The organism is Pseudocalidococcus azoricus BACA0444 (assembly GCF_031729055.1).
Lineage (GTDB): Bacteria > Cyanobacteriota > Cyanobacteriia > Thermosynechococcales > Thermosynechococcaceae > Pseudocalidococcus > Pseudocalidococcus azoricus.
In genome coordinates, this window is record NZ_JAVMIP010000008.1 from 1 (window position 1) to 26589 (window position 26589).

Genomic DNA, 26589 nt, shown 5'->3' on the forward strand with positions numbered 1-26589 from the left:
AGCAAGCGGTCTTATTTTTTGTCCTCAATCGAGCTTCATTTTCTGGGACAACCCTTAGCGACGGCTGCTCTGCTCCATGTTTGGTAAGGTGTTTGCCGATAGAGGTTATGTTTCAAAACCGTTAGCCCAAGGGCTATTCGAGCGGTTTGATATTCAATTTTTTGCCAAACTTCGACGCAATATGTAGAACTTTGCTCGTCCGTAGGAAAACTATCTAATGGCTTTGATGGATAAACTTCTAGCCAGAAAACGAGCCATTATTGAATCGATTATTGACCAGTCAAAAAACATTTCCCAGATAGAGCACTCTCGGCATCGTAGTCCCCTTAATTTTTGTGTGAACCTAATCTGTGGCTTGATTGCCTATGCTCATCAACCTAAGAAGCCTGCTATTGTTCTCTGAGTTCCGTATCCCGAACTGACGTTAATTAAATCAGCACGACCATAACGGGCAACCATTGAACACCCACTTTGCTGTTGGATTTGCCAGGCCCAGAGTTGATCACCTAAGGAAAAATGCCACCATTCTTGGGGATGTCGTTGAAACCCGGCCTGGCGCATGGCTTGATATAAAATCTCACGATGCTGATGAACCTTGAGATAATCATCTTTTTGATTGGAATTAAGATCGAGTCGCTGGGCCTGGTGATAAAAATACTCTGGAAATGATCGGTCGGAAATCTCATCAATAGGCGAACCCATATCGATTAACTTTTTATCTGAATCAACCAAGGTTAAATCAATTGCCGCTCCAGTGCTGTGGGGTGGGGGCGTTTGCGGATCATGACTAGGAACTGCCCAAAAAGTATAAACTTCAGCCCAAATAGCATCCAGTTGTGAAGATGTTAGAGTTGTCTTCTCCAGTCCCCGTGCTGCCAGTAATTCTTTAAAAGTATAATTCACCATATATTCCTGTACCGCAACCGGACGATAGGCATCAAAGATTGCTAATTTCCAGGTGGGTTGAATGCTTTGTAAATTTTGCTGGGCCTGGGACAACGCCTCTAAGACACCCTGGCGCAGATAAAAAGGAGAGACCGCATCATAGGGTGCGCCAGCAATAATATAGGGATGGGGTTCTAAGCAGAAGAAAATTGATTGATCAATGAGCACTAATGATTCATGACAGTCTTGGATTGAAATGAGTTGATAAGGTTTCATGAGTTGGCTCACTAAGGCAAGTAAAAATAATTAGCTCAGTAATTAAGTAATGATGTGATACAAGAAAATTGCTTTACCATCAATACTCCATAGGTAAAAGAGTCCAGTCTTACAATCTTGGGAAACTTCTGGTCGTTGATCATCAGCATCAGAAAATAACCATTTGATCTTCTCCTGCGGACGTACCACCCAGGCCGGCTTATTGGCCAACACTCCACTAATTTTTTCAATACTTCCCCTTTGCTTTAGAGGCCTGAGCCTGAGCCTATTTACTAGCTCAATAACTCCCTGGTTCGTTTCGGACTCTAGCAACCATAATTCATCCCCATCATTGAAATTGCTTTGTCGAAAATAGCGTTTAACGCGAATACTAGCAGGAATTGATCCACAACTCAGACTCTCCAATGATGCTACGGCAATAGAACTAAAATTGCTGTCAGTAATATCGTAGGTTTGTGCTCTCATCTCCCATTCCATACTCAGCCAGAAGAGGATATATGGAGCCAACGTTAAAGTTAAAAATCCACCCAAAGCATAAAGTAGTATCTTCAACAGTCTTTTCATGGGCCAAACATCGCTAACTCCTGAACCAGGTCATACTTCTTAGCTACTTAATGCTTATGTTCGGGAACCGGATCATAGCCGCTCCCACCCCAAGGATGACACCGTAAAATTCGTCTAACAGCTAACCAGGCCCCATGTATCACACCAAACCGTTCAATGGCTTCAATGGCGTAATTAGAGCAAGTAGGTTGATACCGACAACTGGGTAAAAATGCCGCTGAAAACGTGGCCTGGTAAACGCGAATTAACCCAATTAGCATTGCTTTCATCAACAACCCTCAACTTCATAAGCCAATCATCAAGCCTTAGGTCAGAACACTCCTTGCCTCAGCATTCCAAACCGATCTAGAAAGGCCATGGCCTTCCCATAGCCTATCGCCCAGTCAAAGTCAGTGGCACGCCAAAGCAGAAAATGAGCCTAATTCTTCACCCCAGTAGTAGCAATCCCCCGGATAAACTGCTTTTGTCCGACAATAAAAACCAATGCCACAGGAATCGTTGAAATAACGATCGCCGCCATCATCAACGGCCAATCATTGGTAAACTGCTCCTGAAAATTAGCTAGGGCCAACTGTACCGTAATTAATTCTGGTTTTGTTGTAAATACTAACGGCTTAAACAGATCATTCCATTCACCAATAAACGTAAACAGAAACAGAGTCACTAAGGCTGGTCGGGACAAAGGAAGTAAAATCTGCCATAAAATCTGCCAGCGACTTGCCCCATCCAAAGCCGCTGCTTCTTCTAGGGAAACTGGAATTGTCAAAAAAAACTGCCGCATTAAAAAAATACCAAAGCCATTGGCCGCAATCGGTAAAATCAACGCCCCAAAGGTATTAATCAAATGCCCCCAGCGCAGAATCATAAAAATAGGGATCACAAGTAACTGAAACGGAATCACCAAGCTCGCTAAAACTAACAGCAGAACTAGGTTTTGGCCTGGAAACCTCATTCTTGCTAATGCATAGCCAGCTAAAGCCGAGGTGAAAATTTGTAGCCCAGTCACCCCGAGTGCCACTAAGGTCGAATTTCCAAAGGCTCGAATAAAATGCCCTAAATGCCAAGCCTGGAGATAACTCCCCCAAGACCATCCCTCCTTCGGCAAGAGTTCAAATTCAACCAAAGAGCCAGGCGGCCAGCCAGATGTCAGGAAGGCAACTACTAGGGGCAACAAAATCAAAGCAGCAAGCAAGCACAAAAGCAATTGCTGCCAAGACCATAATCTAAGGAAAAACATAAATAAAACGAGGATTCATAAACCAAAACCTCCCAACTTTAATGAAAAAGAAGGGAGGCTGGAAATATTATCTTGGCACTGAACTATTTTTGCAGGCAGCTACCCACCAACTATCTTCGTCGCAGTAACGTTTCACAACTGAGTTCGAGATGGATCAGCGTGGTTCCACTACGCCATGAGCACCAAGAAGATTAAAACTTAGAAAATTAAGAAAAACTTGATTAGGACATTAGATTAAAAACTTGAAACTACAGAATTAATTTAGTCAATCAGACACCAAATATGAGGTCAAGCCCTCGGTCTATTAGTACTCCTTGACTTCATCCATTACTGGACTTCGATCTAGAGCCTATTAACGGGTGTTCTTCCCGTGACCTTACTGGCTTATGCCATGGGAGCACTCATCTTGAGGTGGGCTTCCCACTTAGATGCTTTCAGCGGTTATCCACTCCGCACATGGCTACCCTGCGTTTGCCGTTGGCACGACAACAGGTACACCAGCGGTGCGTTCCCCCCGGTCCTCTCGTACTAAGGGGGACTCCTCTCAATGCTCCTACGCCTACACCGGATATGGACCGAACTGTCTCACGACGTTCTGAACCCAGCTCACGTACCGCTTTAATGGGCGAACAGCCCAACCCTTGGCACGTACTTCCGCACCAGGTTGCGATGAGCCGACATCGAGGTGCCAAACCTCCCCGTCGATGTGAACTCTTGGGGGAGATCAGCCTGTTATCCCTAGAGTAACTTTTATCCGTTGAGCGACGGCCTTTCCACGCAGTACCGTCGGATCACTAAAGCCTACTTTCGTACCTGCTCGACTTGTAGGTCTTGCAGTCAAGCTCCCTTATGCTTTTGCACTCTACGGCTGATTTCCGACCAGCCTGAGGGAACCTTTGCGCGCCTCCGTTATTTTTTAGGAGGCGACCGCCCCAGTCAAACTGCCCACCTGAAACTGTTCCCTCGCCGGATAACGGCAGAGAGTTAGAATTCTAGCCTTGCCAGAGTGGTATCTCACCGATGGCTCCAGTTTTCCCACAAGAAAACTATCAACGCCTCCCACCTATGCTGCGCAAGCAAAGCCCGAACCCAATTCCAAGCTACAGTAAAGCTTCATAGGGTCTTTCTGTCCGGGTGTAGGTAGTCCGCATCTTCACAGACACTTCTATTTCGCCGAGCCTCTCTCCGAGACAGCGTCCAGATCGTTACGCCTTTCGTGCGGGTCAGAACTTACCTGACAAGGAATTTCGCTACCTTAGGACCGTTATAGTTACGGCCGCCGTTCACCGGGGCTTCAGTCGCTAGCTTCACTTTCGCTGACCAGCTTCCTTAACCTTCCGGCACTGGGCAGGCGTCAGCCCCCATACATCGTCTTACGACTTAGCGGAGACCTGTGTTTTTGGTAAACAGTCGCCTGGACCTCTTCACTGCGACCACCTCGCGGTGGCACCCCTTATCCCGAAGTTACGGGGCAATTTTGCCGAGTTCCTTAGAGAGAGTTATCTCGCGCCCCTTGGTATTCTCTACCCCCCCACCTGTGTCGGTTTCGGGTACGGGTGAAATTGGTTTAACGTGTTTAGAGCTTTTCTAGGAAGTATGACATCAGCCACTTCGGAACCGTAGTTCCTCGTATTCCTGTCTCAGCTCAGCACGTTTTCACCGCGCCTCAAAGCCTCGAACAGTTAAACCGGCACAACCAATCGCCGGCTGACTTAGCCTTCTCCGTCCCTCTGCACAAACCAATACCAGTACTGGAATATTAACCAGTTGTCCATCGACTACGCCTTTCGGCCTCGCCTTAGGTCCCGACTAACCCTCCGCGGACGAGCCTTCCGGAGGAACCCTTGGGGTTTCGGGGCATTGGATTCTCACCAATGTTTGCGCTACTCAAGCCGACATTCTCACTTCTGCCTTGTCCACATCTGCTCACGCTAATGCTTCAAACTAATGCAGAACGCTCCCCTACCGATATATCGGTAGATATATCCCACAGCTTCGGTACACTACTTAGTCCCGTTCATTTTCGGCGCAGGAACACTTGACCAGTGAGCTATTACGCACTCTTTTAAGGGTGGCTGCTTCTAGGCAAACCTCCTGGTTGTCTGTGTATTCCCACCTCCTTTACCACTTAGTAGTAATTTGGGGACCTTAGCTGGTGGTCTGGGCTGTTTCCCTTTCGACGATGGAGCTTATCCCCCACCGTCTGACTGGCTGAGTGTACACAGGGTATTCAGAGTTTGTCTCGATTTGGTACCGCTCTCGCAGCCCGCACCGAAACAGTGCTTTACCCCCCTGCTATAATCTCAACCGCTATGCCTCAACATATTTCGGGGAGAACCAGCTAGCTCCGGGTTCGATTGGCATTTCACCCCTAACCACAGCTCATCCGCCGATTTTTCAACATCGGTCGGTGCGAACCTCCACTTGGTGTTACCCAAGCTTCATTCTGGCCATGGTTAGATCACCCGGGTTCGGGTCTATAAATACTGACTAACGCCCTTATCAGACTCGCTTTCGCTTTGGCTACGACATTCTCGTCTTAACCTGCCAGTACCTATAAGTCGCCGGCTCATTCTTCAACAGGCACACCGTCAGTCGCTAAATCGACCTTCGATTGCTTGTAAGCCTACGGTTTCATGTTCTATTTCACTCCCCTTCCGGGGTTCTTTTCACCTTTCCCTCGCGGTACTATACGCTATCGGTCACACAGGAGTATTTAGCCTTACGAGGTGGTCCTCGCAGATTCATCCGGAATTTCACGTGCTCCGGACTACTTGGGATACAGCTAGTATCGTTAAACTTTCAACTACAGGACTTTCACCTTCTCTGGTGTAGCATTCCACTACTTCATCTAGTCGCTCGATTCCATGTCGCTGTCCCACAACCCCAAAGCGCAAGCACTTTGGTTTAGGCTGTTCCCATTTCGCTCGCCGCTACTCAGGGAATCGCGTTTGCTTTCTTTTCCTCCAGTTACTAAGATGTTTCAATTCACTGGGTTGGCTCTAATCACCCTATGGATTCAGGTGACAGTATATAGGGTTGCCCCATTCGGAAATCTTCGGCTCAAAGCTTGCTTCCAGCTCCCCGAAGCATATCGTTGGTAACTACGTCCTTCATCGCCTCTGTGTGCCTAGGTATCCGCCGTAGGCTCTTTGTAGCTTGACCACAATTCAACATTGGTGTCTTTCTAGTGTCTAAATTAAAGACAGACTTTACTTAAAGTCTGTCGAGTTTTTAGAACTACCTGACTAAATTAATTTATGTAGTTTTCAAGGTTCTGAATCTAGTGCTTTTTTTAACAGACCCGTTTCTTACGAAACGTGGAGGTAAGCGGACTCGAACCGCTGGCCCCCTGCGTGCAAAGCAGGTGCTCTACCAACTGAGCTATACCCCCAGGCAAATTATGGGCCATCCTGGACTTGAACCAGGGACCTCACCCTTATCAGGGGTGCGCTCTAACCACCTGAGCTAATAGCCCATGCCTGTCTGCTAAACCTAGTGAATGTTTGAGAGATTCAACAATAGTGTCTCGTTTAGACCTGAACTTTTCCAATAAGATTGACTAGCAATCTTGGAAAGTTGGGTCTCCATAAAAGGAGGTGATCCAGCCACACCTTCCGGTACGGCTACCTTGTTACGACTTCACCCCAGTCATCAGCCCTGCCTTCGGCGTCCCCCTCCCTTTCGGGTTGGAGTAACGACTTCGGGCGTGGCCAACTTCCATGGTGTGACGGGCGGTGTGTACAAGGCCCGGGAACGTATTCACCGCAGTATGCTGACCTGCGATTACTAGCGATTCCGCCTTCATGTAGGCGAGTTGCAGCCTACAATCTGAACTGAGCCACGGTTTAAGGGATTAGCGCACTCTCGCGAGTTGGCAACCCTCTGTCCGTAGCATTGTAGTACGTGTGTAGCCCAGGATGTAAGGGGCATGATGACTTGACGTCATCCCCACCTTCCTCCGGTTTGTCACCGGCAGTCTCCCTAGAGTGCCCAACTAAATGCTGGCAACTAAGGACGAGGGTTGCGCTCGTTGCGGGACTTAACCCAACATCTCACGACACGAGCTGACGACAGCCATGCACCACCTGTGTTCGCGCTCCTTACGGCACTCTCAAGTTTCCCCGAGATTCGCGACATGTCAAACCCTGGTAAGGTTCTTCGCGTTGCATCGAATTAAACCACATACTCCACCGCTTGTGCGGGCCCCCGTCAATTCCTTTGAGTTTCACACTTGCGTGCGTACTCCCCAGGCGGGACACTTAACGCGTTGGCTACGACACTGCTGGAGTGGATACCAGCAACACCTAGTGTCCATCGTTTACGGCTAGGACTACAGGGGTATCTAATCCCTTTCGCTCCCCTAGCTTTCGTCCATGAGTGTCAGTAATGGCCCAGTTAGGCACTTTCGTCGCTGGTGTTCTTCCCGATATCTACGCATTTCACCGCTACACCGGGAATTCCCCTAACCCCTGCCATACTCTAGCCGTTCAGTTTCCACCGCCGATCCGAGGTTGAGCCTCGGGCTTTGACAGCAGACTTGAACAGCCACCTGCGGACGCTTTACGCCCAATAATTCCGGATAACGCTTGCATCCTCCGTCTTACCGCGGCTGCTGGCACGGAGTTAGCCGATGCTTATTCATCAGGTACCGTCATTGTGTTCTTCCCTGATAAAAGAGGTTTACAATCCAAAAACCTTCATCCCTCACGCGGTCTTGCTCCGTCAGGCTTTCGCCCATTGCGGAAAATTCCCCACTGCTGCCTCCCGTAGGAGTCTGGGCCGTGTCTCAGTCCCAGTGTGGCTGATCATCCTCTCAGACCAGCTACTGATCGTCGCCTTGGTAGGCCGTTACCCCACCAACAAGCTAATCAGACGCAAGCTCATCCCCAGGCGAAAAAACATTTCACCTTTCGGCATATGGGGTATTAGCAGCAGTTTCCCGCTGTTATCCCCCTCCTGAGGGCAGATTCTTACGTGTTACTCACCCGTCCGCCACTAAGTCCGAAGACTTCGTTCGACTTGCATGTGTTAAGCAGACCGCCAGCGTTCATCCTGAGCCAGGATCAAACTCTCCATTTTGAATCAAATGTGAATTTGACATTAGCTCGAAAATGATGTAATTTACATCAAAAGTAATTTGACGAGATTACTATGGTTTGGCTCTCAAACTATTCAGTTTTCTAGGTTCTGGGCGCTTTCGGAAGGCAGTGCCTCTCTCGAGCGCTTTACTAACATAACAACCCTATCTAGGACTGTCAACACCCTTTTTAAATCTTTTTGACTATTTTTTCGAGTGATTCGCTACATCCCAGGCCAGTTAAGGGTTTACGAGTTTAATTTTTTTTGAGATTGCTAGTACCTCGGGGATTTCGGGAAATCATCAGATCCAGGCCTGGGGTTTGCTAAGGTCACAGATGGAGTGGGAAACAGCAGGGGCTTAAGAATTTGCAGGGGTTAGCGCGGTTAAGGGCAGTTCCCGAGAGTTTTTGGAAGCACGCAATTAAGACGGGCCTGGCGGCGGCTATTTTGGCTCACTTTTGTCGGCATTTACCGTTGGCGGAAATTCAGTATCCGGTGATGGGGCTGACGGCAACGATGCTCTCTTCCCATATTGGGGATGTGATCAAGGCGGGCTGGGGACGGTTGGGGGGAAGTGTGATTGCCGGGGTAGTCACGGGGTGTTTGCTGAGTGTGTTTGGAGATGGGGCCTGGGTCGGGGCGGGGGCCTATTTGGTGGCGACGTTGGTGGCAGAGGTGTTGCAGTATCCGGCGATGACGCTCCAGGCCGGTTTGATTGCCGGGTTAATTGTGGCGGTTCCAGAGTTTGAGAAAAATCCTTGGCTCTATAGTTGGCATCGGGTGACGGAAAATGGCCTGGGGGTGATCGTGGCGGTGCTGGTGGCGGTCTTGATTTGGCCGGAGAAGCCTCGGGACACCTTGCAAAAGAATTTAGTGCAGTTTTTAGAGCAGAGTCAGACGTTAACCCAGGCCTGTTTGGATCGAGTGATTCAGGATCAACGGCAAGACTTAGGGGCAGAAGCTCGGTTAGATCGGTTGATTAAGTTGAACCAAAGTAGTGAGGATTTACTGAATCGGTCGGTATATGGCTTTTTGGGGCGGGATTTAACGGCGGAGAATTGGAGTCAACTGATTGCGGATCAACGGCGGGTACGGCGACATTTGACTTCGATGGTGAAAATTTTAGAGGAGCAGGATCTGGCCCAACGGTTTTTGATGTTAGTACGGGGGGAGTTAGCCGCCATCAATGACCAGGCCGAGGCGATGATTCATGCGCTCTTGCGGGCCATTGAAAACCCTACCCACAAGTTCGAGGTCGAAAAAGAATCCGTCGCCCTGGAAACCAGTCTGGAAAAGTTGAAAGCGAATTTGCAAACCTTGCGCCAGGCCGGGGTTACTCAAGATTTTTCCCTGGAAGTGGTGATTTATAGCTATGACTATTTGCACAGTTTGCAGTTATTGATTCAAGGGTGGCAAAGCATTGCAAATCAGGTTATGGATGAACCCCGGCCTGGGATAATTCCGCCACTTAAGCAATGGCAATTAAAGTTTCCGGCCCGGCGACAACTCCGACATTTTGGCAAAACGGCTGTGGGGATGTGGTTGGCCCTGTGGTTGGTGCAACTGAATCAGACGAGTTGGCCCTTTGGCTTCTATACGGTGATTGGGGTCTTTGGCGGCATGCAACCCACGGTGGGGCAAAGTGTGCACCGTCTCTGGTATGAAATTATCGGCATGGGGATTGGGGCGTTCTTAGCCATTTTTCTGTTTTCCACAATGGGTGGGGATCCCTTGGGGATTGGCCTCGGTGTGTTTTTGACGATGGTATTGTGCCAGGCCTGGGGGGTGATGCCGGGATTAAAGCATGGCTGTTTTATTTTGGTGATTTCTTTAATTGCCCAAACCCATCAGTTCAATGTCTATGTGGCTGGACGCTTTTTCTATACCCTGCTGGGCCTGGTGATTGCGTTGGTTTTGAATCAACTGCTTTGGCCAGAAATTACCAGCAACCAACTCACGCCGAAAATTAGTCAGGCCTTTGGACAATTTGCCACTACTCTCGAGTCGTTTATGACCGGCTTAGTCCCCAAGTTCCAGGCCGAGGGAAAACAGGATTTAACCACAGATTTAACCCAGGCCCGGAAAACCCTGATGAGTCACCGCACCATGGTGAAGGAAGTCCATTTAGATCCGATTGATGACTTCAGTATTTCCCAGGCCGAACGGTTTTGGAATTTTACCCTGAGTTATGAGACAGCCATTTTTCGGGATTTACTGTTGCTAGAAGAAGCGCTACAACACCCTGAGTCCATTGCCCCTTACAAACGCTTTTTTGGTCATCCCCAGGCCCTGGCCTATCCCCTTAAAACAGCCCTGGAGTCCATCGCCTTGGGAATCAAAACTGAAACTCAACCGGATGTCACGTTGATCAAAACATTGGCGGATGCAGAATCTCGGGCAATTCAACATCTAAAAACAGCACGGGAGAGGGGAGTACCGAGGAAGTATGAGCTTGATGCGGTCATGGGGGCGATTCAGTTGTTTGCCACTTTGCGGGAATTGAGCGATAACCTACAACAGATGATCAAGGACTGGCCCACTACCTCTAAAAGCTAATGACACGTAACCCTACTCCTAGAAGTTGCCTGTGAAGTCGTTTATGTCTTACAAAAAGTATATATAGTTCGCCGTATCGAGATTCAGCAACTGTTTAGTCATTTAAGTCAGGAAGATTTAGTAAGCCTAGATAAGTCGGCCGTATTTCTTCAGGCCCTTGAATGCTACGGCAATAGGAATTTTGACTTTCTCGACGCGTTGTTGTGGGCAATATCACATCAAAGAGCAGCAAGACTGATCGCTTTCTGTCAACATCACCGATTGAACGACCACGGAACTCAGACTGTGCAAGATGCGGCTTTCCCAGGCCCCGCATTGATTAGTCGTATTTATACCTAGTGAGGCAACCAGACGTAAAGTTTTATGAATCATTTTTTGTGTACCTTGTTACATTATGATGCTGTTGGTGGGTTAAAGCGGGTTTGCACTTAGGCGGCGAAGTTAACACCATTCCCGGCCTGGGCAGCGACAAGCCATAAAACTCTCCGATTGAGACAAGATACAATTGGGCTGAATGACCAGTAGTTACTTTGATGCTGGTCTTTTTTATTTGTGATGATCATGCCCGCTTTACCAGAATTTATGATGCCTGAATTGATCTCTCCTGGGTCAGCCTTAACTGTGGTCGGCCGAGTCAAGGGGCCTGGGGAGACGGGTAATGAGTACATCTTTATTACTGCTAATCCTGGGCCAGTGCGGATCGGGGAATTCGTCTTTTATCATTTACCGCCACTGGATTTATCTAGAACCGATAGAACCGAACCCCCCCGAGAAATTCTTGGCAAAATCTCGGCCTGTAGGTTAGTGGATCACCTGCCGGATCGGATGTTTGCCGATGGAGAACTAGAACCCGGAGCCATCGCGGCTTTGATTGGCTTTCAGTACGACTCCCCAGAACTCTATGAAATTACCGTGGAAGTGATTGGCTTCTTTGATTCTCGCCTAGGCTTTTCCAACCCGCGCCGCCCCCCAGAACCAGGAACCAAGGTTTTTCAAGCAACCGATAGCACTCTCAAACAAATTCTGAATAAAAAAGCTCCCGATGCGGTGGGTTCTGTCCATTTAGGCTCACTGCTACTACGTCCGCCGGAAGCTGTGCCAGTGGCTTTGGATGTTAAGGAACTTGTCAGTACCCACATGGCCATTTTGGCAGGGACAGGATCGGGTAAATCCTATACAGCTGGGGTTTTGGTGGAAGAGTTAATGCTTCCCAAAAATCGGGCTGCGGTTTTAATTTTTGATCCCCACGGAGAATACCATACCCTAGCCGAGTTACGGGGACATCCAGCCTTTCGGGGCGAAGATGGTTATCAACCCCAGGTCAAAATTCTCACGCCCAATAACGTCAATATTCGGGTTTCCTCATTGGACTATTACGACATCCTCAGTCTGTTACCGCAAATGAGTGATCGCCAACAGGCCATTCTCAACAAAGCCTATGCCAATGTGATCAAGAAATATCAGGATAAGCGTTGGGATATTAATGACTTAATCCAGGCCGTGAATGAAGCCGACCGCACCCAGGATGAAGAGGGTAATGAAAAACAAGGGAGTTCAGCCCCGGCCTTAGAATGGAAACTGGATAAGTTAGCTCGCTCCCCCTACTTCCACGCCTTTCAACATCTGGCCCCCCAGGATTTGTTTGCCCCAGGCCAAGTCACGGTCTTGCAAATGAGCGAAATTAGCCAAGAAGAACAGCAGGTGATTTGTGCGGCAATTCTGAGGCAAGCCAACCAGGCCCGGATGAATACTCACAAAGGCAATGTAGGCGCAGGGGATGAAAATTATTTACCCTATCCGGTGTTTATTCTCTTGGAAGAAGCCCATCGGTTTGCCCCGGCCCATGAACCCTCTCGCTGTAAACAGGTGATTCGGACTATTTTGAGTGAGGGTCGCAAGTTTGGCCTGGGGGTGGGCTTAATTACACAACGGCCGGGAAAACTGGATGCGGACGTGATGTCCCAATGCATGAGCCAATTTATTCTCCGGATTGTCAACCCCGTGGATCAAGATAGCCTTAAATATGGCGTGGAAGCAGCCGGACGGGATTTGCTCAAAGAATTACCAGCCCTGAGTAAAGGCCAAGTAATTGTCGCCGGGGCCTGTGTGAATACGCCTTTGCTCTGTCGAGTTAGAACCCGCTTAACAAACCATGGGGGGGAAACCTTAGATGCACCTCAGCTATGGCAAGACTATTTTCAAGCTCAACATCAAGAGGCCCGAGAGGTCAAAGCTGCTTTACCCCAAGGTCGGCCGCGGGGGCGCAAAATTGGCGGTTTAAGTATCGAGTAGGAGAGCTAGACCAGTAACCAACTAAACAACTCTCCCACCGTCAAATGTAGGTCTTGGGCAAATTCTGGTACAGGCAATTCCTCCCCTAATTCATCAAAAGCACGTACCGAATAGTGATTTGTACCATCTGCAACCCCAAAATTAGATGTCTAAGTGAGCTAGTGCTAATTTCGGCCCATAGGTTTCAATAAATTCTCGCCGTGGGGCAACCCGATCACCCATGAGAATGGTAAACATCCGATCTGCTTCAGCGGCATCTTCAATTTCAACTCGCTTCATCATCCGGGTTTCTGGATTCATGGTTGTATCCCACAACTGCTGGGGCATCATTTCTCCTAAACCTTTGAACCGCTGAATGGTGTAGTTAGCATTCTCTGGGAAGCTGGCGATTCGTTCTTGCAACTGACGGTCATTGTAACAGTAGTAATGTTGGCGACCCCGTTCGAGTTTATACAGCGGTGGACAAGCAATATAGATATAGCCTTGATCAACTAAATCCCGTTGATAACGATAGAAGAAGGTGAGCAATAATGTCCGAATATGGGCCCCATCCACATCGGCATCTGTCATGATCACGATCCGGTGGTAGCGTAACTGGCTGGAGTCAAAATCTTCCCCTTTAATTCCCAAGCCCAGGGCAGTAATTAAGGCATGAATTTCCGTGTTTTTATAGATTTTGGCATCGTCTGTCTTCTCAATATTGAGGATTTTTCCCCGCAACGGCAAAATTGCTTGAAAGCGCCGATCTCGCCCTTGTTTGGCACTCCCACCGGCAGAGTCACCTTCGACGATAAAGATTTCTGATTCTGACGGATCCCGAGAACTGCAATCCGCTAATTTACCGGGCAATGTGGAGGATTCTAAAACCGATTTGCGGCGGACCATTTCTCGGGCCCGGCGGGCAGCTTCGGCGGCATTAAAGGCTTGGATGGCTTTTTCGAGAATACTATCCGCGGCCTGGGGACGAAAATCCAGATATTCCGTTAAGGCCTCCCCAACCACCGAGTCTACAATCCCCCGCACTTCCGTATTTCCCAGTTTTGTCTTGGTTTGCCCCTCAAATTCAGGATTGGGAACTTTGACGGAAACAATTGCCGTTAAGCCTTCACGAATATTTTCTCCCGCCAGATTAGAATCACCTTCCTTGAGCTTATTACGCTTGCGGGCAATGGAATTGAGGGTACGGGTTAAAACCGCCTTTAAGCCCTCTAGGTGGGTTCCACCTTCATTAGTGCGGATGTTATTGGCAAAACCCATCAAACTTTCGTTATAGGCATCGGCACACCACTGCAAGGCCACCTCAACTTGGACATCATTTTTTTCGCCCTGGACATAGATCATTTCTGGGTGGAGGGGTTCTTTGTCCTGGATCATGTATTGAATGTATTCCCGGATACCGCCCTCGTAACAATACACTTCCGATTGGGGGATTTCACCGCGGGCATCAATGAACTCAATCCGAATCCCGGCATTTAAGTAGGCCAACTCCCGTAAACGATTGGTGAGAATTTTGGCCTCAAATTCAATGGTTTCGGTAAAAATCTGTCGATCCGGAAAGAAGGTGACAGAGGTGCCGCGGCGGTTCTCTGTAGCTGGGCTAGGCTCAAGCGCCGTCATCGGCACACCCCGTTCATAGCGTTGCGTAAAGACCGTATTATTCCGCCAAACTTTCACTTCTAACCATTCAGAAAGGGCATTAACAACGGACACTCCAACACCATGAAGTCCTCCTGAGACCTTATAACCCCCATCCCCAAATTTACCGCCCGCGTGAAGCACCGTCATCACTGTTTCCACCCCCGACAATCCTGTATCTGGGTGAATGTCAGTTGGAATCCCCCGCCCATCATCCGTTACCGTCACCGAACCATCATGATTCATCTGGATCAGGACATGGTTACAGTAACCGGCAAGGGCTTCATCAACGGAATTGTCCACGACCTCGTAAACTAGATGGTGGAGTCCTTTGGGGCCAGTTGTGCCAATGTACATCCCAGGCCGGGTGCGGACAGGCTCTAACCCTTTAAGAACGCGCAACTGAGCGGCATTGTAATCCAAGGACATGAAAACTCCTTAACGGTCAATCCCAGGCCAATTCACTGGGTAAAATCAAGAAAATGATGATTCCATTGAAAATTCTAGCACAAAAGGGTTAACGGCGATTCACGGCGCACTAGAAGGGAAAAATGCAGGGGGGATGCAACCCGGTTTAATTGTCATTGCTGGGCCGACTGCCTGCGGGAAGTCAGAGGTGGCCCTGAAACTAGCCCAATGTCTAGAAACCGTCATTCTTAGTGGGGACTCCCGGCAAGTCTATCGGGGCCTGGATATTGGCACTGCCAAGCCCACCACAAAACAACAGGCCCAGGTTCCCCATTACTTAATTGATATTTGTGAGCCAACCCAAACCCTGACGGTAGCCGAGTATCAGACCCAGGCCCAAGACTTGATCCAACACTTTCACAGCCAAGATCAAACAGTCCTTTTGGTTGGCGGAACTGGACTCTATCTTCAGTCCATCACCCAGGGTTTATCCATTCCGCCAGTGCCCCCCCAACCTGAACTCAGAGCACAATTGAGTTATCTGGGGCAGGGAGAGATTTATCAGTGGCTCCAAGAGATTGACCCCGTTGCCAGCCAACGCATCCATCCCCATGATCAGGTGCGCACCTTGAGAGCGTTGGAAGTGTATTACGTTTTAGGGATCCCACTTTCCCAGTTACAACATCAGCAGCCCCCCAATTATCCAATGCTATTTTTCGGGCTGGATTATCAAGACCTAGGGAGCTACAGCGGCAAGATTCAGGAACGGGTCAAAACCATGCTGGCCCAGGGTTGGCTCGGAGAAATTGAGTTGCTTGTCAAGGAATATGGCTGGGAATTGCCCCTGTTGCAAACTCTGGGATATCAAGAAATGGGTCGCTATCTCCAAGGGCAGATTGGCTTAGACCAGGCCATTGAGGCCACCACAATCCACACCCGCCAATTTGGGAAACGCCAACGGACTTGGTTTCGCAACCGCATGACATTGGAGTGGTTTGATGCTGCGGACGAAAATCTATTGGATCAGCTTTGGAAACGAGTACAAGAGTTTAGACGGGGCCTGGGGTGATGCTCCATAGCGTGACTCATTTCACGTGAGAGGGGGACAAGTCAGACAATGCTGGATGGGCAGTCTTTTTAAGATCTTGACTCTCTCAGAACCGTCTGCGTAACGCTATAGTTGCTTGTCCTGAGTCAAGTGGCTGGCCTGGTCGAAGGTGAAGAATCGATCCGAACTATTGCCACACCCTCTATCTCCAGGCCCAGAAAGAACTATCTAACCTGAAAGCAGGAGTAAAGAGAGGAATTTACCCCCTATCCAGTGGCTCCAGTGGTGGGTCAGTCCCGCTCTCGTAGGGTGGCAGGCCTAAGCATTAAATAAACACCAGGGCCTGGGTATGCCCGAAAACTGGCCGACTGAATTGTTCTGGCAGATAGTCAGTCTCTTGCTTTAGTTTGGTAGAGGAATCTTCACTGCCCCCCATGTCCAGTATTTACGACAACATAGAACAACCATTACTGCCAGAGCTACAGGCTTACCTCAAGCAGGCCTATCGGGCTGATTTTTGTGTGGGGTATTTCAACCTGCGAGGATGGCGGCAACTCGATCACCATATTGAATTGTTCTCAGGGGGGGCTGGTCAACAATGTCGTCTCCTAGTGGGAATGTATCGGCCGCCCCAAGAAGAACTAAAGCAAGCCCTAGCCATTGGTGAGTTAAACCATCGCATTGATCGAGGAAAATCCCTCAGACTAAAAACACTCATGGCCCAGGAATTTCGTCAGCAGTTGACCTATGGGGCTCCAACCGTTGCGGATGAGGCTGGCTTAAAACGACTCCGAGAGCAGCTTCTGAGCCAAAAGTTAACCGTTAAGCTCTTTTTGCGGCATCTGCTCCACGCCAAACTTTATTTGATTTATCGCCAGGATCGAGCCACGCCCATCATTGGCTATGTCGGCAGCAGTAACTTAACTCTCTCTGGCTTAAGCAAACAAGGGGAGTTAAATGTTGAAATTGTCGATCGAGATGACAATCAAAAGCTGGAGCAATGGTTTCAAAACTGTTGGGAAGATAATTTTTGTCTTGATATTTCCCAGGAATTAGCCGAAATCATTGATGAAAGTTGGGCTGGACGGTCGCTGAAACCTTACTTGGTTTACCTGAAAATGGCCTATCACCTCTCCCAAGAAGCAAGGGATGGGTTAAGCCAATTTCGGCCTCCTTCTAGCTTTGGCCTATTACGGTTTCAAGAGGCAGCAGTTCAGATTGGGGCGCATCACGTCAATAAACGGAATGGGGTGGTCATTGGCGATGTGGTGGGGTTAGGGAAAACCCTAGTCGGTACAGCGATTGCCCACCTTTGCGAAGAAGAATTTGGTACCAGTACCCTAATTATTTGCCCAAAAAACCTTATTTCCATGTGGCAAAGCTATGTTGATAACTATGGACTCCGAGGCAAGGTTATCCCCATTAGTCGGGTTATCCAAGAACTGCCCAATGTTCCGGCTCGGTATCGGCTGGTTTTGATTGATGAAAGTCATAATTTACGGAACAAAGAAGGAAAACGTTACCAGGCCATCAACAAGTACATCGAAGAAAGTGGCAGCCGTTGTATTCTCTTGACCGCAACCCCCTATAACAAAACCTATCTTGACCTCTCAGCCCAACTGAGTTTATTTCTCAATTCAGAATCTGATATAGGCATTAAGCCCGAGGCCTACATCCGCAATCTGGGGGGAGAAATGCAGTTCCAGCGGCAACATAGCTCTATTCCAGTCCGGTCGTTATTAGCCTTTGAGCAAAGTCCTGAACCTGAAGACTGGCAGCAACTCATGAGCCGCTACATGGTCCGCCGAACCCGTAGTTTTATTAAATCAACCTATGCCAAACAGGATGAGCGGGGCTATTACTTAGAGTTTCCCAGCGGTGAGAAATTTTACTTTCCTACTCGCTATCCCCGCACGGTGCAGTTTCCGATTGGAGAACCCGCAAGAGACCCCTATGCCCGTCTTTTCGGTACACGAGTAGTTGATGTGATCAATGCCTTAAATCTGCCTCGCTATGGGTTAGGGGAATATATTGAACCAGAGCCAGCCACACCAGCCAGTTTAGAAGAGGAAAGGTTATTGGTAAATCTGTCCCAGGCCGGGCAACGGTTGATGGGCTTTTGTCGGACGAATTTATTTAAGCGACTGGAAAGTAGTGGGGCGGCATTTTTACTCTCACTAGAACGGCATATTCTCCGTAACTATGTTTATCTGTATGCCCTCCAGCAGAATTTGCCCTTACCCATTGGGGCCCAAGATGCCAAATTACTGGATGCCGTAAATGAAGATGAAGATGAGAACTCCCTACTCAGCCAAATGAGCCAGGACTTAGAAACGGAATCTGATACGGATGAGGGCCTGGATGAAGACACGATTGCCCCCCAAAAGGATTTTCAACAACGAGCAGCAGAAATTTATACCCTCTATCGCCAGCAATACCCCAAGCGGTTTAAGTGGATTCGCCCGGATTTATTTCTGGCAGACCTAGCGGATCATTTACAGGAGGATATTTCAGCCCTAGAGCAGATACTCAATCTAGCCGGAACATGGAACCCAGGCCAGGATCAAAAACTGACTGCCTTAATTGAGTTACTCCAAACCCGTCATCCTACGGAAAAAGTCTTAATCTTTACCCAATTTGCCGATACAGCCCGGTATTTAGAACAAGCTCTGAAACAGGCGAGAATTGATCAAATTGGCCTGGCAACGGGACAAACCGCAACCCCCACGGAATTAGCCCATCGGTTTAGTCCTGTCAGCAATGGTAAGCAAATCCCCTTTGAGTCACAGTTACGGGTCTTAATCGCTACCGATGTTTTAAGTGAGGGGCAAAACCTCCAAGACTGCGCCATTATCCTCAACTATGATTTGCCTTGGGCAATTATCCGATTGATTCAACGGGCCGGGCGGGTGGATCGGATTGGGCAACAGGCCGAAAAAATTCTTTGCTATTCCTTTTTACCAGCCGATGGGGTAGAGGAACTGATCAACTTGCGGGGGCGACTACTCCATCGCTTAAACGAAAACCAAGAAGTGGTGGGGACAGATGAAGCCTTTTTTGAGGATGAGGAGCAACGGGAAGCTCTGCACCATCTCTATAACGAGAAATCGGGGGTTCTGGATGAGGAAGATGAAGGGGATGTGGATTTAACCTCAGAAGCTCTTCAGATTTGGCAAAGTGCGATTGATGCCAGGCCAGAACTCAAAGGCATGATCGAAAAGCTCCCCGATGTTGTCTTTGCCACCCGTGATCATGAACCTAGTGAAATTGATCCAGAAGGGGTTTTAGTCTATTTACGCACTCCGGAAGGAACCGATGCCCTGGCCTGGATAGATAAAGCGGGAAATAGCGTTACCCAATCCCAAATGCGAATCTTACGCCAGGCCCGGTGTAGTTTTGATACGCTCCCCTTACCTCGTCATCCCCAGCACCATGAATTAGTCAAGACGGGGGCAGAACTAATTGCCGAACAGGCCAAGCGTGTCCCTGGAACCTTAGGCCATAAAAGAAGTGCCGCTGCCAGAACCTATGATCGCTTAATGGCTTATACCCAAAGAGTGCGAGAAAAAACACCCCTGTTAGCGACTGGCTCGGAGTGGGAAAGCTTAGAGCGGGCAATTGGAGAAATCCACAACCATCCCCTGAAGCAGAAAGCCATTGCCGACTTAAACCGAGAACTGAAAACAGGCATTAGTGATGAGCAGTTGGCCCAACGGGTGATTTTCTTGCGGGAGCATGATGCTTTATGTGTGATTAACCCAGAAGAACAGCGGTCGGGGGCCCAAATTATTTGCTCAATGGGGCTATTTAACCAGGCCAGTTTGACTGAGTAAATTAGAAAAAGCAAGCTCAGGTAGTGCCATGATCTCAACTAACCTCTATGAAACCGACTTTTATGCCTGGACAGTGGAGCAATCGCAGTTCTTGAAAGCCGGGGCCTGGGAAAACTTAGACATTATTAATTTGACAGAAGAAATAGAATCTTTGGGGAAGCAGCAGCTACGAGAGTTAGAACATCATCTTGGGATTTTACTTGGACATTTACTAAAGTGGGATTATCAATCTAGCTGCCGGAATAAAGTTTGGCAAGTCACGATCCGAGAACAACGGAGAGAGATCAATTACCTTTTGAAAGATAGCCCTAGCCTCAAGCCATATTTACCGGAAGCGATTACAGAAGCATACCTATCAGGAATTGATTTGGCGTTACGGGAGACGGATTTAGATGATCAAGATTTACCCGCAGTTTGCCCCTATACCTCTGAGCAAATATTTGATCCCAATTTTCCGGCAACACTCACCCAGGCCAGGCCATGATCTTTATTTTTATCACTGAGGATTAACTCCATGTCTCAAACTCAAGCACCTCTCTCACTCTATGATCAAGATATTTTACTATGGTCAGAAGATACAGCCGCCAAACTAAGAGCTAAGGACTTTGAGCATCTTGATCTGGAGCATTTAATCGAGGAGGTAGAAGCATTGGGGATTTCTCAAAAGAAAGAATTGCTCAGTCGGTTAACAGTATTACTGGAGCATCTCCTGAAGCGGTGCTATGTTAACTTACCGGAAAATTTCAATGGTTGGGAGATCACGATTCGACATCAACGCACGGAATTAGAAATTCTTTTAGGTTTTGCCCCAAGCCTGAAGAGTCGTTGTCCCGAAAGTTTTAACCAGGCCTGGAGAATTGCCCTCAAAAATGTCCGTCAAGGCTATCCTCAAGTGAACTTTCCCAATGAATGGCCATTCAATCGCTCAGTCGAGAGTCTTTTAAATAATGATGTTTGGCTAAATGAAAACACGGAGAAATAAAATGCCCTTAAACCGTCCCCGCTGCCAGGCCTACCTTAAAAAGTTTGATTTTGAGTCGCTATTCATTGAGGAACTCGGTTGGGATAGTGTTAGCAGAGTACGCTTAACTTTAGAGGCAGACGAAGAATTATTTCAAGTCGAATCTATTGCTGAAAAACGGGGATTTGCGGTCTATTTGTGTACGACCAAGGATATTCCGCCCCGGCCAATGCGGGTTAAACTCGACCGACAACTAACCACCTACACCAAATCCCATTTACTGATTTTTTGTGACCAGGCCAGGACGCAACAACTTTGGATGTGGGTACGACAAGAGCCAGGCAAACCCCTTGCGCCTCGTTTTGAGCAATATCAACCTGGACAATCGGTAGAACGACTCTTTCAAAAACTCCAGGCCTTAGCGATTGCCTTTGAGGAAGAAGAAAAACTGACCCTAGTAGATGTGGCCCAACGGGTTAAGAAAGCCTTTGATGTTGAAAAGGTAACGAAGCAATTTTTCAAACGATTTGAGCAGGAACACAAGCAGTTTCTCAAGTTTATTGAGGGGATTGAGTCAGACTTTGACCGGGCCTGGTATGCCTCACTGATGCTGAACCGACTCATGTTTGTCTATTTCATCCAGAAGAAAGGTTTTTTGGATGGAGATATTAACTATCTCAAAAATCGCTTACAGCATTGCCAGCAGGAGTGGGGAACGGATACATTTCATTCATTTTATCGGCAGTTTTTATTAAAATTATTCCATCAGGGGTTAGGGCAATCTCAACGACCTCCTGAAATTACTCGGCTTTTAGGTAAGATTCCCTATCTCAATGGTGGATTATTTGAAGTCCATCAACTCGAAGAGAAATATGATATTACTTTACAAATTCCTGATGCTGCCTTTGAAAGAATTTTTAGCTTTTTTGATGAATATGACTGGCATTTAGATGATCGGCCCTTACGCAACCAAAACGAAATCAATCCCGATGTATTGGGCTATATCTTTGAAAAGTTTGTCAACCAAAAGCAAATGGGAGCTTACTACACCAAGGAGGACATCACCGAATACATTAGCAAAAATACGATTATTCCTTTCCTGTTTAATGCGGCTGAAAAAGACTGTCAGATTGCCTTTCAATCATCGGGGGTCATCTGGGCTTTACTGTCGGAAAATCCGGATCGGTATCTCTATCCGGCTGTGCTGCATGGTGTTGATTTAGAATTACCAGCGGAGATAGCGGCGGGGATTGAGGATGTTTCGCAACGGGGAGGGTGGAATAAGCCTGCTGCTGAGGGGTTTGCATTGCCCACGGAAACTTGGCGGGAATATGTGGCTCGGCGCAAGCGATGTTTAGAAATTCGCCAAAAGTTAGCGGCTGGGGACATCACGCAGATCAATGACCTGATTACTTACAACCTAAATATTCGCCAGTTTGCCCAGGATGTGATTACCAGTTGTGAAAGTTCAGATTTACTCAAGGCGGTATATCAAGCCATAGAGCAAGTTTCGATCTTGGATCCGACCTGTGGTTCAGGGGCGTTTTTGTTTGCAGCTTTGAATATTTTGGAGCCTCTGTATTCGGGTTGTTTGGAACGAATGCAGGGATTTGTGGATGAGGATGATTTTCGGTTATCCCAAGAGCCAGAAGCAAAACCCCGGTATGACTATTTTCGGCAAGTGCTATCTGAAATGGGCAAGCATCCCAACCCCCGCTATTTTGTCCTGAAATCGATCATGCTCAACAATCTCTATGGTGTGGACATCATGGAGGAAGCGACTGAAATTTGTAAGCTGCGGCTCTTTTTGAAGCTGGTTTCGCAAATTGAACCCCAACCGAAGAAGGAAAACTTTGGCCTGGAGCCTTTGCCTGATATTGATTTCAATATTCGGAGTGGAAATACGTTGGTGGGTTTTACATCTTTGGATGAAGTCTGCAAAGCAATGGCGATGGATACGCAAACTGGCCAGGGGCGGTTAATTTTTGATGATGGGGTGATGAATCGGGTTGTGAATAATGCTGTTGCCGTTGATATGGAGTTTAAGCGGTTTAAGTCGTTGCAGGTTCAAGAACATATTGATAGTGCAGAAATTTCGGAATCTAAGGCCATACTCAAAAAAGCGTTGACGGATTTAAGAGAGGAGTTAGATCGTTATTTGGCGGAAGAGTACGAGAAGGGGTTATCAAAAAATAGTAAAAGGTTTCAGTCCTGGCAAGTTAGTCATCAACCGTTTCATTGGTTTGTAGAGTTTTATCGAATTATCAATCAAGGTGGTTTTGATGTGATTATTGGCAATCCGCCATATGTGGAATGGTCAAAGATAAATAGCTATAAAGTTAGAGCAAAGCATTATCTAACAGAGTCTTGTGGAAATATTTATACAGTCATATGCGAAAAATCCTACAAGATAATACATAAAAATTCTGCTTTTGGCATGATTGTTCCAATGAGTTGCATATCTACAGAAAGAATGCAGGAATTTAGAAATATTTGGATCGCCAATAAATTTATTTCATATATTAGTAATTACTCCGGTGATGCTCATCCATCAGTCTTATTTGAAGGTGTAAAGTTTCGTCTATCAATTTTGATTCAGCTACAATCAAGTAAATCAAAAATATATTCAACACATTTTTATAAGTGGTTGTCTGATGCTAGAGAAGAATTATTTCCTCTGATTGAATACAACGAAGTCCTCGGTCATTTTGTTCAAAATGGCTTAATACCTAAAATCACAGGAAAAACTTATTCATCAATTCTAAATAAATGCTTGACGCAGAAAAAAAGAGTTAGGAATATAATTATTAAAGAAAATTCATACACTGTGTACTCTCATCGAATAGTTGCTCATTTTGTAAAAGCATTTGATTTTATTCCATTTTTTAGTAATGAACGTGATGGCATCAAGAAATCAGAAGACTATAAAACCTTTTCAGTAGAGTCAGAAACCTATAGAGATGCTTTAGTAGCCATCTTAAATAGCAATACTTTTTATATTTGGTTTTCTTTTTATTCGGATGTTTATCATTGTGGTCGTGAAATTATTCTAGATTTTCCTTGCAATTTGAAAGATTTAGTTCAGAATTCTGGTCATCAATTAAGTTCAGTGGTTTATAGATTGATGCAAGATTTTCAGAAGCATAGCATTAGGCGAAGTATCAGATACAAGACGACTGGCATTGTTGAGTATGAAGAATATTATCCACGATTATCAAAGTCAATTATTGATGAAATTGATCGTGTCCTTGCCCAACACTATGGCTTTACAGACGAAGAACTCGACTTCATCATCAACTACGACATCAAATACCGCATGGGCCGAGACTCCGGGGGTGATGAGTAATGAGTAAATTTGAAATCTTCACTCCTCTTAGCTTTACTGTTCGTACATCTGAAGAATACTGGAAAAAACTAATTGTTAAGCATCCTGACATTGCCGACTTAGAGCTAGAGATTCAGCAAACCCTATCAAATCCTGATGAAATTCGCCAAAGTAGCCGTGATCCTAATGTTCTTTTATTTTATCTTTGCCTTAAAGAAAGACGTTGGGTTGTTGCTGTAGCTCGCCGCATAAATGGAGATGGATTTCTGATTACTGCTTATCAAACTGATGCAATTAAAGAAGGAGAAACCCTATGGCACAAGTGAAAATTTATTATGAGCCAGAAATGGAATTACTTACTGTCTTCTGGCAACCTCCCCGCAAAAATCAAATTGCTACTGAGTTGGGAGATGGCGTAATTTTAATTAAAGATGATACAACAGGTGAACCCATTGGCCTGGAGCTTTTGTCCTATCATCCTAGCGATAATCGTCTTGATGCAATTAGTCTTGAGATAGGGCAAGTTGCAGAAGTTTTATAATCACCTGATCCAATAAAATTTAAAACTACTTCACTTCGGGGCCTGGGACAATGAAAGCGCAGATTAAACCGGAAACCTTGCAAGATTACCTAAACCTGAGCTATCCAATTACTCTTTATCCCGACCCCCAAGGTGGCTATACCGTTATATTGGCAGATTTACCTGGGTGCATTTCCCAAGGCGATAATCTCGAAGAAGCTGTTGCCAATATCCAAGAAGCTAAACTGGCCTGGATTGAAACGGCCTGGGAATGTCAAGGAGAAATGTTAAAAGACTGACCATTAAGCATTTTCCGACTTATCCCCGTCTTACCCTAAATGAGTAACGCTATAGACAAGGCCTGGAGTGATGCCCACTTTAGCCTGGTGATGAAGGAGCTACGAATATGGAGGGATTCGAACCCCCGACCCTCAGAACCGGAAGGTGAAAGTCGGGTATCTTCAACCCTATTACCAACAATACCTTTGGCATTCTCAATAGCGAATGATACCCATTCCTCAAGAGGATTTAGGCTTTGTTAAACCAGGCTACCTTGGCGAGAAAACCTAAAATCATTGGAGATTGTCTTAAGTCGTTTGGCTTAAACGCTGCTGCATTTGAGTAATAGCATTTTGTTCAGAGAGTGGATCGGCTGGGTCAATCAAGATTGCCCGTCCAGACTCATTTAGCTTATCCATGTAGGCATGGAAAGCTGCCTTGTCGTCTCTGTGGCTAAGAAAATAAGCCTTGACCTCATCTAGTGTCATTGCCGCAAAATTAACTTGACTCATAACAATTCTCCATTGGGCTTAATTTGTAATTCGATAGACTCTTCTACTCCTGCCAGGATGAATAAATTTCCAGTTCTCTCATCAAGTCTGACAATATGGATCGGCTGAAAAGCAACATTAGTAATCCAGTGGCTCTGACGATAAAGACTCAATAACTGCAAGGGAGTCGGTTCAACCATTACTAGAACCCTGTCCATCGGTCGGTTCATCTGGAGACTGACACATTAACTCACGCTCTGCCGCCTCTGTAATAACCCGCCGCAGCCATTCAGAACGATTAGGTAACTTCCTGACTAGCTCATCAATGTCATAGGTTAAAGCGACACATACCGGCTGTGCAGTGGGTTTATCTTTTGGGATAAAACGCCCATTTGCCCTTGGTTGCTCAGGATACAAAGGGTTTCTATTTTTTGCCATAGCTAAACACACTGGAACAGCTTCATTATAAGCGTACAGAATCGCATATAAGCCAGTCCTATCATAGTTACGCTTATAAGCCAAGTATTCTTATGCCACAGACCTTGATATAGACGCTTATAAGCGATAGATTAGAAATTGTAGAGGGAAGGACAACCGACCAAAGTAGACCTTCCCATCACCCTTTACAGGTAATTTCATTATGAGACTGATTCAAGCAACCGTAAAATTCCAGTCCCGCAACGTTAACACCCGCTACGGAGAAAAGAGCAACGCTGTTTTTATCCTGACTGATGGAGATGAGGTGACGGTATGGGGGCCAGCTGATCATGCCCCATTATTCAACTTGGTTAAAGGTCAATCCGTAACCCTTGGATTGAATAGCGGTGGTAAATATAGCCTTGTAGAATCGCCTACAGCACCGACTAAAACCGAGATTAAGGTATCTTGCCCCAATGCTCTACAAACCTATCTGGATGAACAGGCTACCCTATATCGGGACTGTTTTCTGACTGCCAGTAATGCGATGGCTGGGTTAATTGACTCTGAGGAAGGGTTTAGGGCAGTGGCAACCACCTTATTTATCCAAGCTCAGAAAGAATATCCCAATCTTAAGGCACGGGTTCAAGAATTTAAGCATAGTCCCGAATTGCCGATGATCAGCCGACCACGCCCCACGGTTGTTAACGGTCGGTCTATTGATTAATTAACCAGGACTGGGGAGTGACTAACCAGGTTCTTTTGTTCACTTACTTTGAG

At 46.9% G+C, this 26589-nt stretch carries 19 protein-coding genes, 2 tRNA genes, 3 rRNA genes and 1 pseudogene; 12 read left to right on the plus strand and 13 right to left on the minus strand.

The annotated features are described in order from the left end of the window. Nucleotides 1–64: 64 nt before the first annotated feature. Nucleotides 65–403: pseudogene (locus tag RIF25_RS17265) on the plus strand (transposase); the annotation flags it as partial. On the opposite strand, the gene RIF25_RS09070 reads toward RIF25_RS17265, so the two are convergent. The 9 genes from RIF25_RS09070 to RIF25_RS09110 all read right to left on the minus strand — a co-directional run bounded on the left by RIF25_RS09070 (nt 373) and on the right by RIF25_RS09110 (nt 8044). After that, nucleotides 373–1161 carry a M15 family metallopeptidase gene (locus tag RIF25_RS09070; RefSeq protein ID WP_322878229.1) on the minus strand — a complete coding sequence of 263 codons (789 nt, stop codon included), beginning with the start codon at nt 1159–1161 and terminating at the stop codon, nt 373–375. The pseudogene RIF25_RS17265 and the gene RIF25_RS09070 overlap by 31 nt on opposite strands. 42 nt (nt 1162–1203) lie before the next feature. After that, the gene (locus RIF25_RS09075) at nt 1204–1725 is read right to left on the minus strand and encodes a hypothetical protein (protein WP_322878230.1); all 522 of its coding nucleotides are present in this window, start codon (nt 1723–1725) and stop codon (nt 1204–1206) included. A 47-nt stretch (nt 1726–1772) separates the two neighbouring features. Continuing rightward, entirely contained in the window at nt 1773–1994 is a 222-nt protein-coding gene (gene yidD, locus RIF25_RS09080; RefSeq protein ID WP_407682379.1) for a membrane protein insertion efficiency factor YidD, read from the minus strand. 149 nt (nt 1995–2143) lie between these two features. Next, on the minus strand, nt 2144–2962 hold the full coding sequence (locus tag RIF25_RS09085; protein WP_322878231.1) for a carbohydrate ABC transporter permease: 819 nt from the start codon (nt 2960–2962) through the stop codon (nt 2144–2146). A gap of 70 nt (nt 2963–3032) precedes the next feature. Next, nucleotides 3033–3149: ribosomal RNA gene (gene rrf, locus RIF25_RS09090) — 5S ribosomal RNA — on the minus strand. Nucleotides 3150–3246: 97 nt separating this feature from the next. Then, nucleotides 3247–6127 (minus strand): 23S ribosomal RNA (locus RIF25_RS09095). 156 nt (nt 6128–6283) lie between these two features. After that, nucleotides 6284–6356, minus strand: a tRNA-Ala gene (locus RIF25_RS09100). A gap of 10 nt (nt 6357–6366) precedes the next feature. Beyond that, a tRNA-Ile gene (locus RIF25_RS09105) sits at nt 6367–6440 on the minus strand. A 114-nt stretch (nt 6441–6554) separates the two neighbouring features. Further along, nucleotides 6555–8044: ribosomal RNA gene (locus RIF25_RS09110) — 16S ribosomal RNA — on the minus strand. Together the 16S, 23S and 5S rRNA genes with 2 tRNA genes alongside form the textbook arrangement of a ribosomal RNA operon. A gap of 366 nt (nt 8045–8410) precedes the next feature. Here RIF25_RS09110 and RIF25_RS09115 point away from each other — a divergent pair. Both RIF25_RS09115 and RIF25_RS09120 read left to right on the plus strand, forming a co-directional pair. Further along, the gene (locus RIF25_RS09115; RefSeq protein WP_322878232.1) at nt 8411–10600 is read left to right on the plus strand and encodes an aromatic acid exporter family protein; all 2190 of its coding nucleotides are present in this window, start codon (nt 8411–8413) and stop codon (nt 10598–10600) included. 561 nt (nt 10601–11161) lie between these two features. Continuing rightward, on the plus strand, nt 11162–12892 hold the full coding sequence (locus RIF25_RS09120; RefSeq protein WP_407682383.1) for an ATP-binding protein: 1731 nt from the start codon (nt 11162–11164) through the stop codon (nt 12890–12892). A gap of 141 nt (nt 12893–13033) precedes the next feature. Here RIF25_RS09120 and gyrB read toward each other — a convergent pair whose 3' ends face one another. After that, nucleotides 13034–14956, minus strand: a complete 1923-nt coding sequence (gene gyrB / locus RIF25_RS09125) for a DNA topoisomerase (ATP-hydrolyzing) subunit B (RefSeq protein ID WP_322878234.1) — start codon at nt 14954–14956, stop codon at nt 13034–13036. A 133-nt stretch (nt 14957–15089) separates the two neighbouring features. Here gyrB and miaA point away from each other — a divergent pair, with 133 nt between their 5' ends. The 8 genes from miaA (at nt 15090) to RIF25_RS09165 (ending at nt 24921) form a co-directional block, all read left to right on the plus strand. Continuing rightward, nucleotides 15090–16004, plus strand: a complete 915-nt coding sequence (miaA, locus tag RIF25_RS09130; protein WP_322878235.1) for a tRNA (adenosine(37)-N6)-dimethylallyltransferase MiaA — start codon at nt 15090–15092, stop codon at nt 16002–16004. Nucleotides 16005–16417: 413 nt separating this feature from the next. After that, nucleotides 16418–19816 (plus strand): helicase-related protein, encoded by a 3399-nt coding sequence (locus RIF25_RS09135; protein WP_322878236.1) that lies wholly within the window; start codon nt 16418–16420, stop codon nt 19814–19816. A 31-nt stretch (nt 19817–19847) separates the two neighbouring features. Continuing rightward, nucleotides 19848–20300, plus strand: coding sequence for a DUF29 domain-containing protein (locus RIF25_RS09140; protein ID WP_407682384.1), 453 nt, complete (start codon nt 19848–19850; stop codon nt 20298–20300). A gap of 30 nt (nt 20301–20330) precedes the next feature. Further along, a complete protein-coding gene (locus tag RIF25_RS09145; RefSeq protein WP_322878238.1) occupies nt 20331–20798 on the plus strand; it encodes a DUF29 domain-containing protein in 468 nt (155 codons plus the stop codon). Between the two features lie 442 nt (nt 20799–21240). Further along, the gene (locus RIF25_RS09150; protein WP_322878239.1) at nt 21241–24123 is read left to right on the plus strand and encodes an Eco57I restriction-modification methylase domain-containing protein; all 2883 of its coding nucleotides are present in this window, start codon (nt 21241–21243) and stop codon (nt 24121–24123) included. Next, nucleotides 24123–24428 (plus strand): hypothetical protein, encoded by a 306-nt coding sequence (locus RIF25_RS09155; RefSeq protein ID WP_322878240.1) that lies wholly within the window; start codon nt 24123–24125, stop codon nt 24426–24428. Before RIF25_RS09150 ends, RIF25_RS09155 begins: the two co-directional genes overlap by 1 nt. After that, complete coding sequence (locus tag RIF25_RS09160) at nt 24416–24643, plus strand: hypothetical protein (protein WP_322878241.1); 228 nt, start codon at nt 24416–24418, stop codon at nt 24641–24643. Before RIF25_RS09155 ends, RIF25_RS09160 begins: the two co-directional genes overlap by 13 nt. A 50-nt stretch (nt 24644–24693) precedes the next feature. Then, nucleotides 24694–24921 carry a type II toxin-antitoxin system HicB family antitoxin gene (locus RIF25_RS09165; protein ID WP_322878242.1) on the plus strand — a complete coding sequence of 76 codons (228 nt, stop codon included), beginning with the start codon at nt 24694–24696 and terminating at the stop codon, nt 24919–24921. Between the two features lie 288 nt (nt 24922–25209). Here RIF25_RS09165 and RIF25_RS09170 read toward each other — a convergent pair whose 3' ends face one another. Genes RIF25_RS09170 through RIF25_RS09180 form a run of 3 tightly spaced genes read right to left on the minus strand, consistent with a single transcriptional unit; the run spans nt 25210 to nt 25830 of the window. Then, nucleotides 25210–25413 (minus strand): DUF6887 family protein, encoded by a 204-nt coding sequence (locus RIF25_RS09170; protein WP_322878243.1) that lies wholly within the window; start codon nt 25411–25413, stop codon nt 25210–25212. After that, nucleotides 25410–25592, minus strand: coding sequence for a DUF6888 family protein (locus RIF25_RS09175; protein ID WP_322878244.1), 183 nt, complete (start codon nt 25590–25592; stop codon nt 25410–25412). The genes RIF25_RS09170 and RIF25_RS09175 overlap by 4 nt, the downstream gene beginning before the upstream one ends. Beyond that, nucleotides 25585–25830: a hypothetical protein gene (locus RIF25_RS09180; protein WP_322878245.1), complete on the minus strand. Its 246-nt coding sequence runs from the start codon at nt 25828–25830 to the stop codon at nt 25585–25587. The genes RIF25_RS09175 and RIF25_RS09180 overlap by 8 nt, the downstream gene beginning before the upstream one ends. Before the next feature lie 202 nt (nt 25831–26032). Here RIF25_RS09180 and RIF25_RS09185 point away from each other — a divergent pair, with 202 nt between their 5' ends. Next, the gene (locus tag RIF25_RS09185; protein ID WP_322878246.1) at nt 26033–26536 is read left to right on the plus strand and encodes a hypothetical protein; all 504 of its coding nucleotides are present in this window, start codon (nt 26033–26035) and stop codon (nt 26534–26536) included. Nucleotides 26537–26589: the final 53 nt, after the last annotated feature.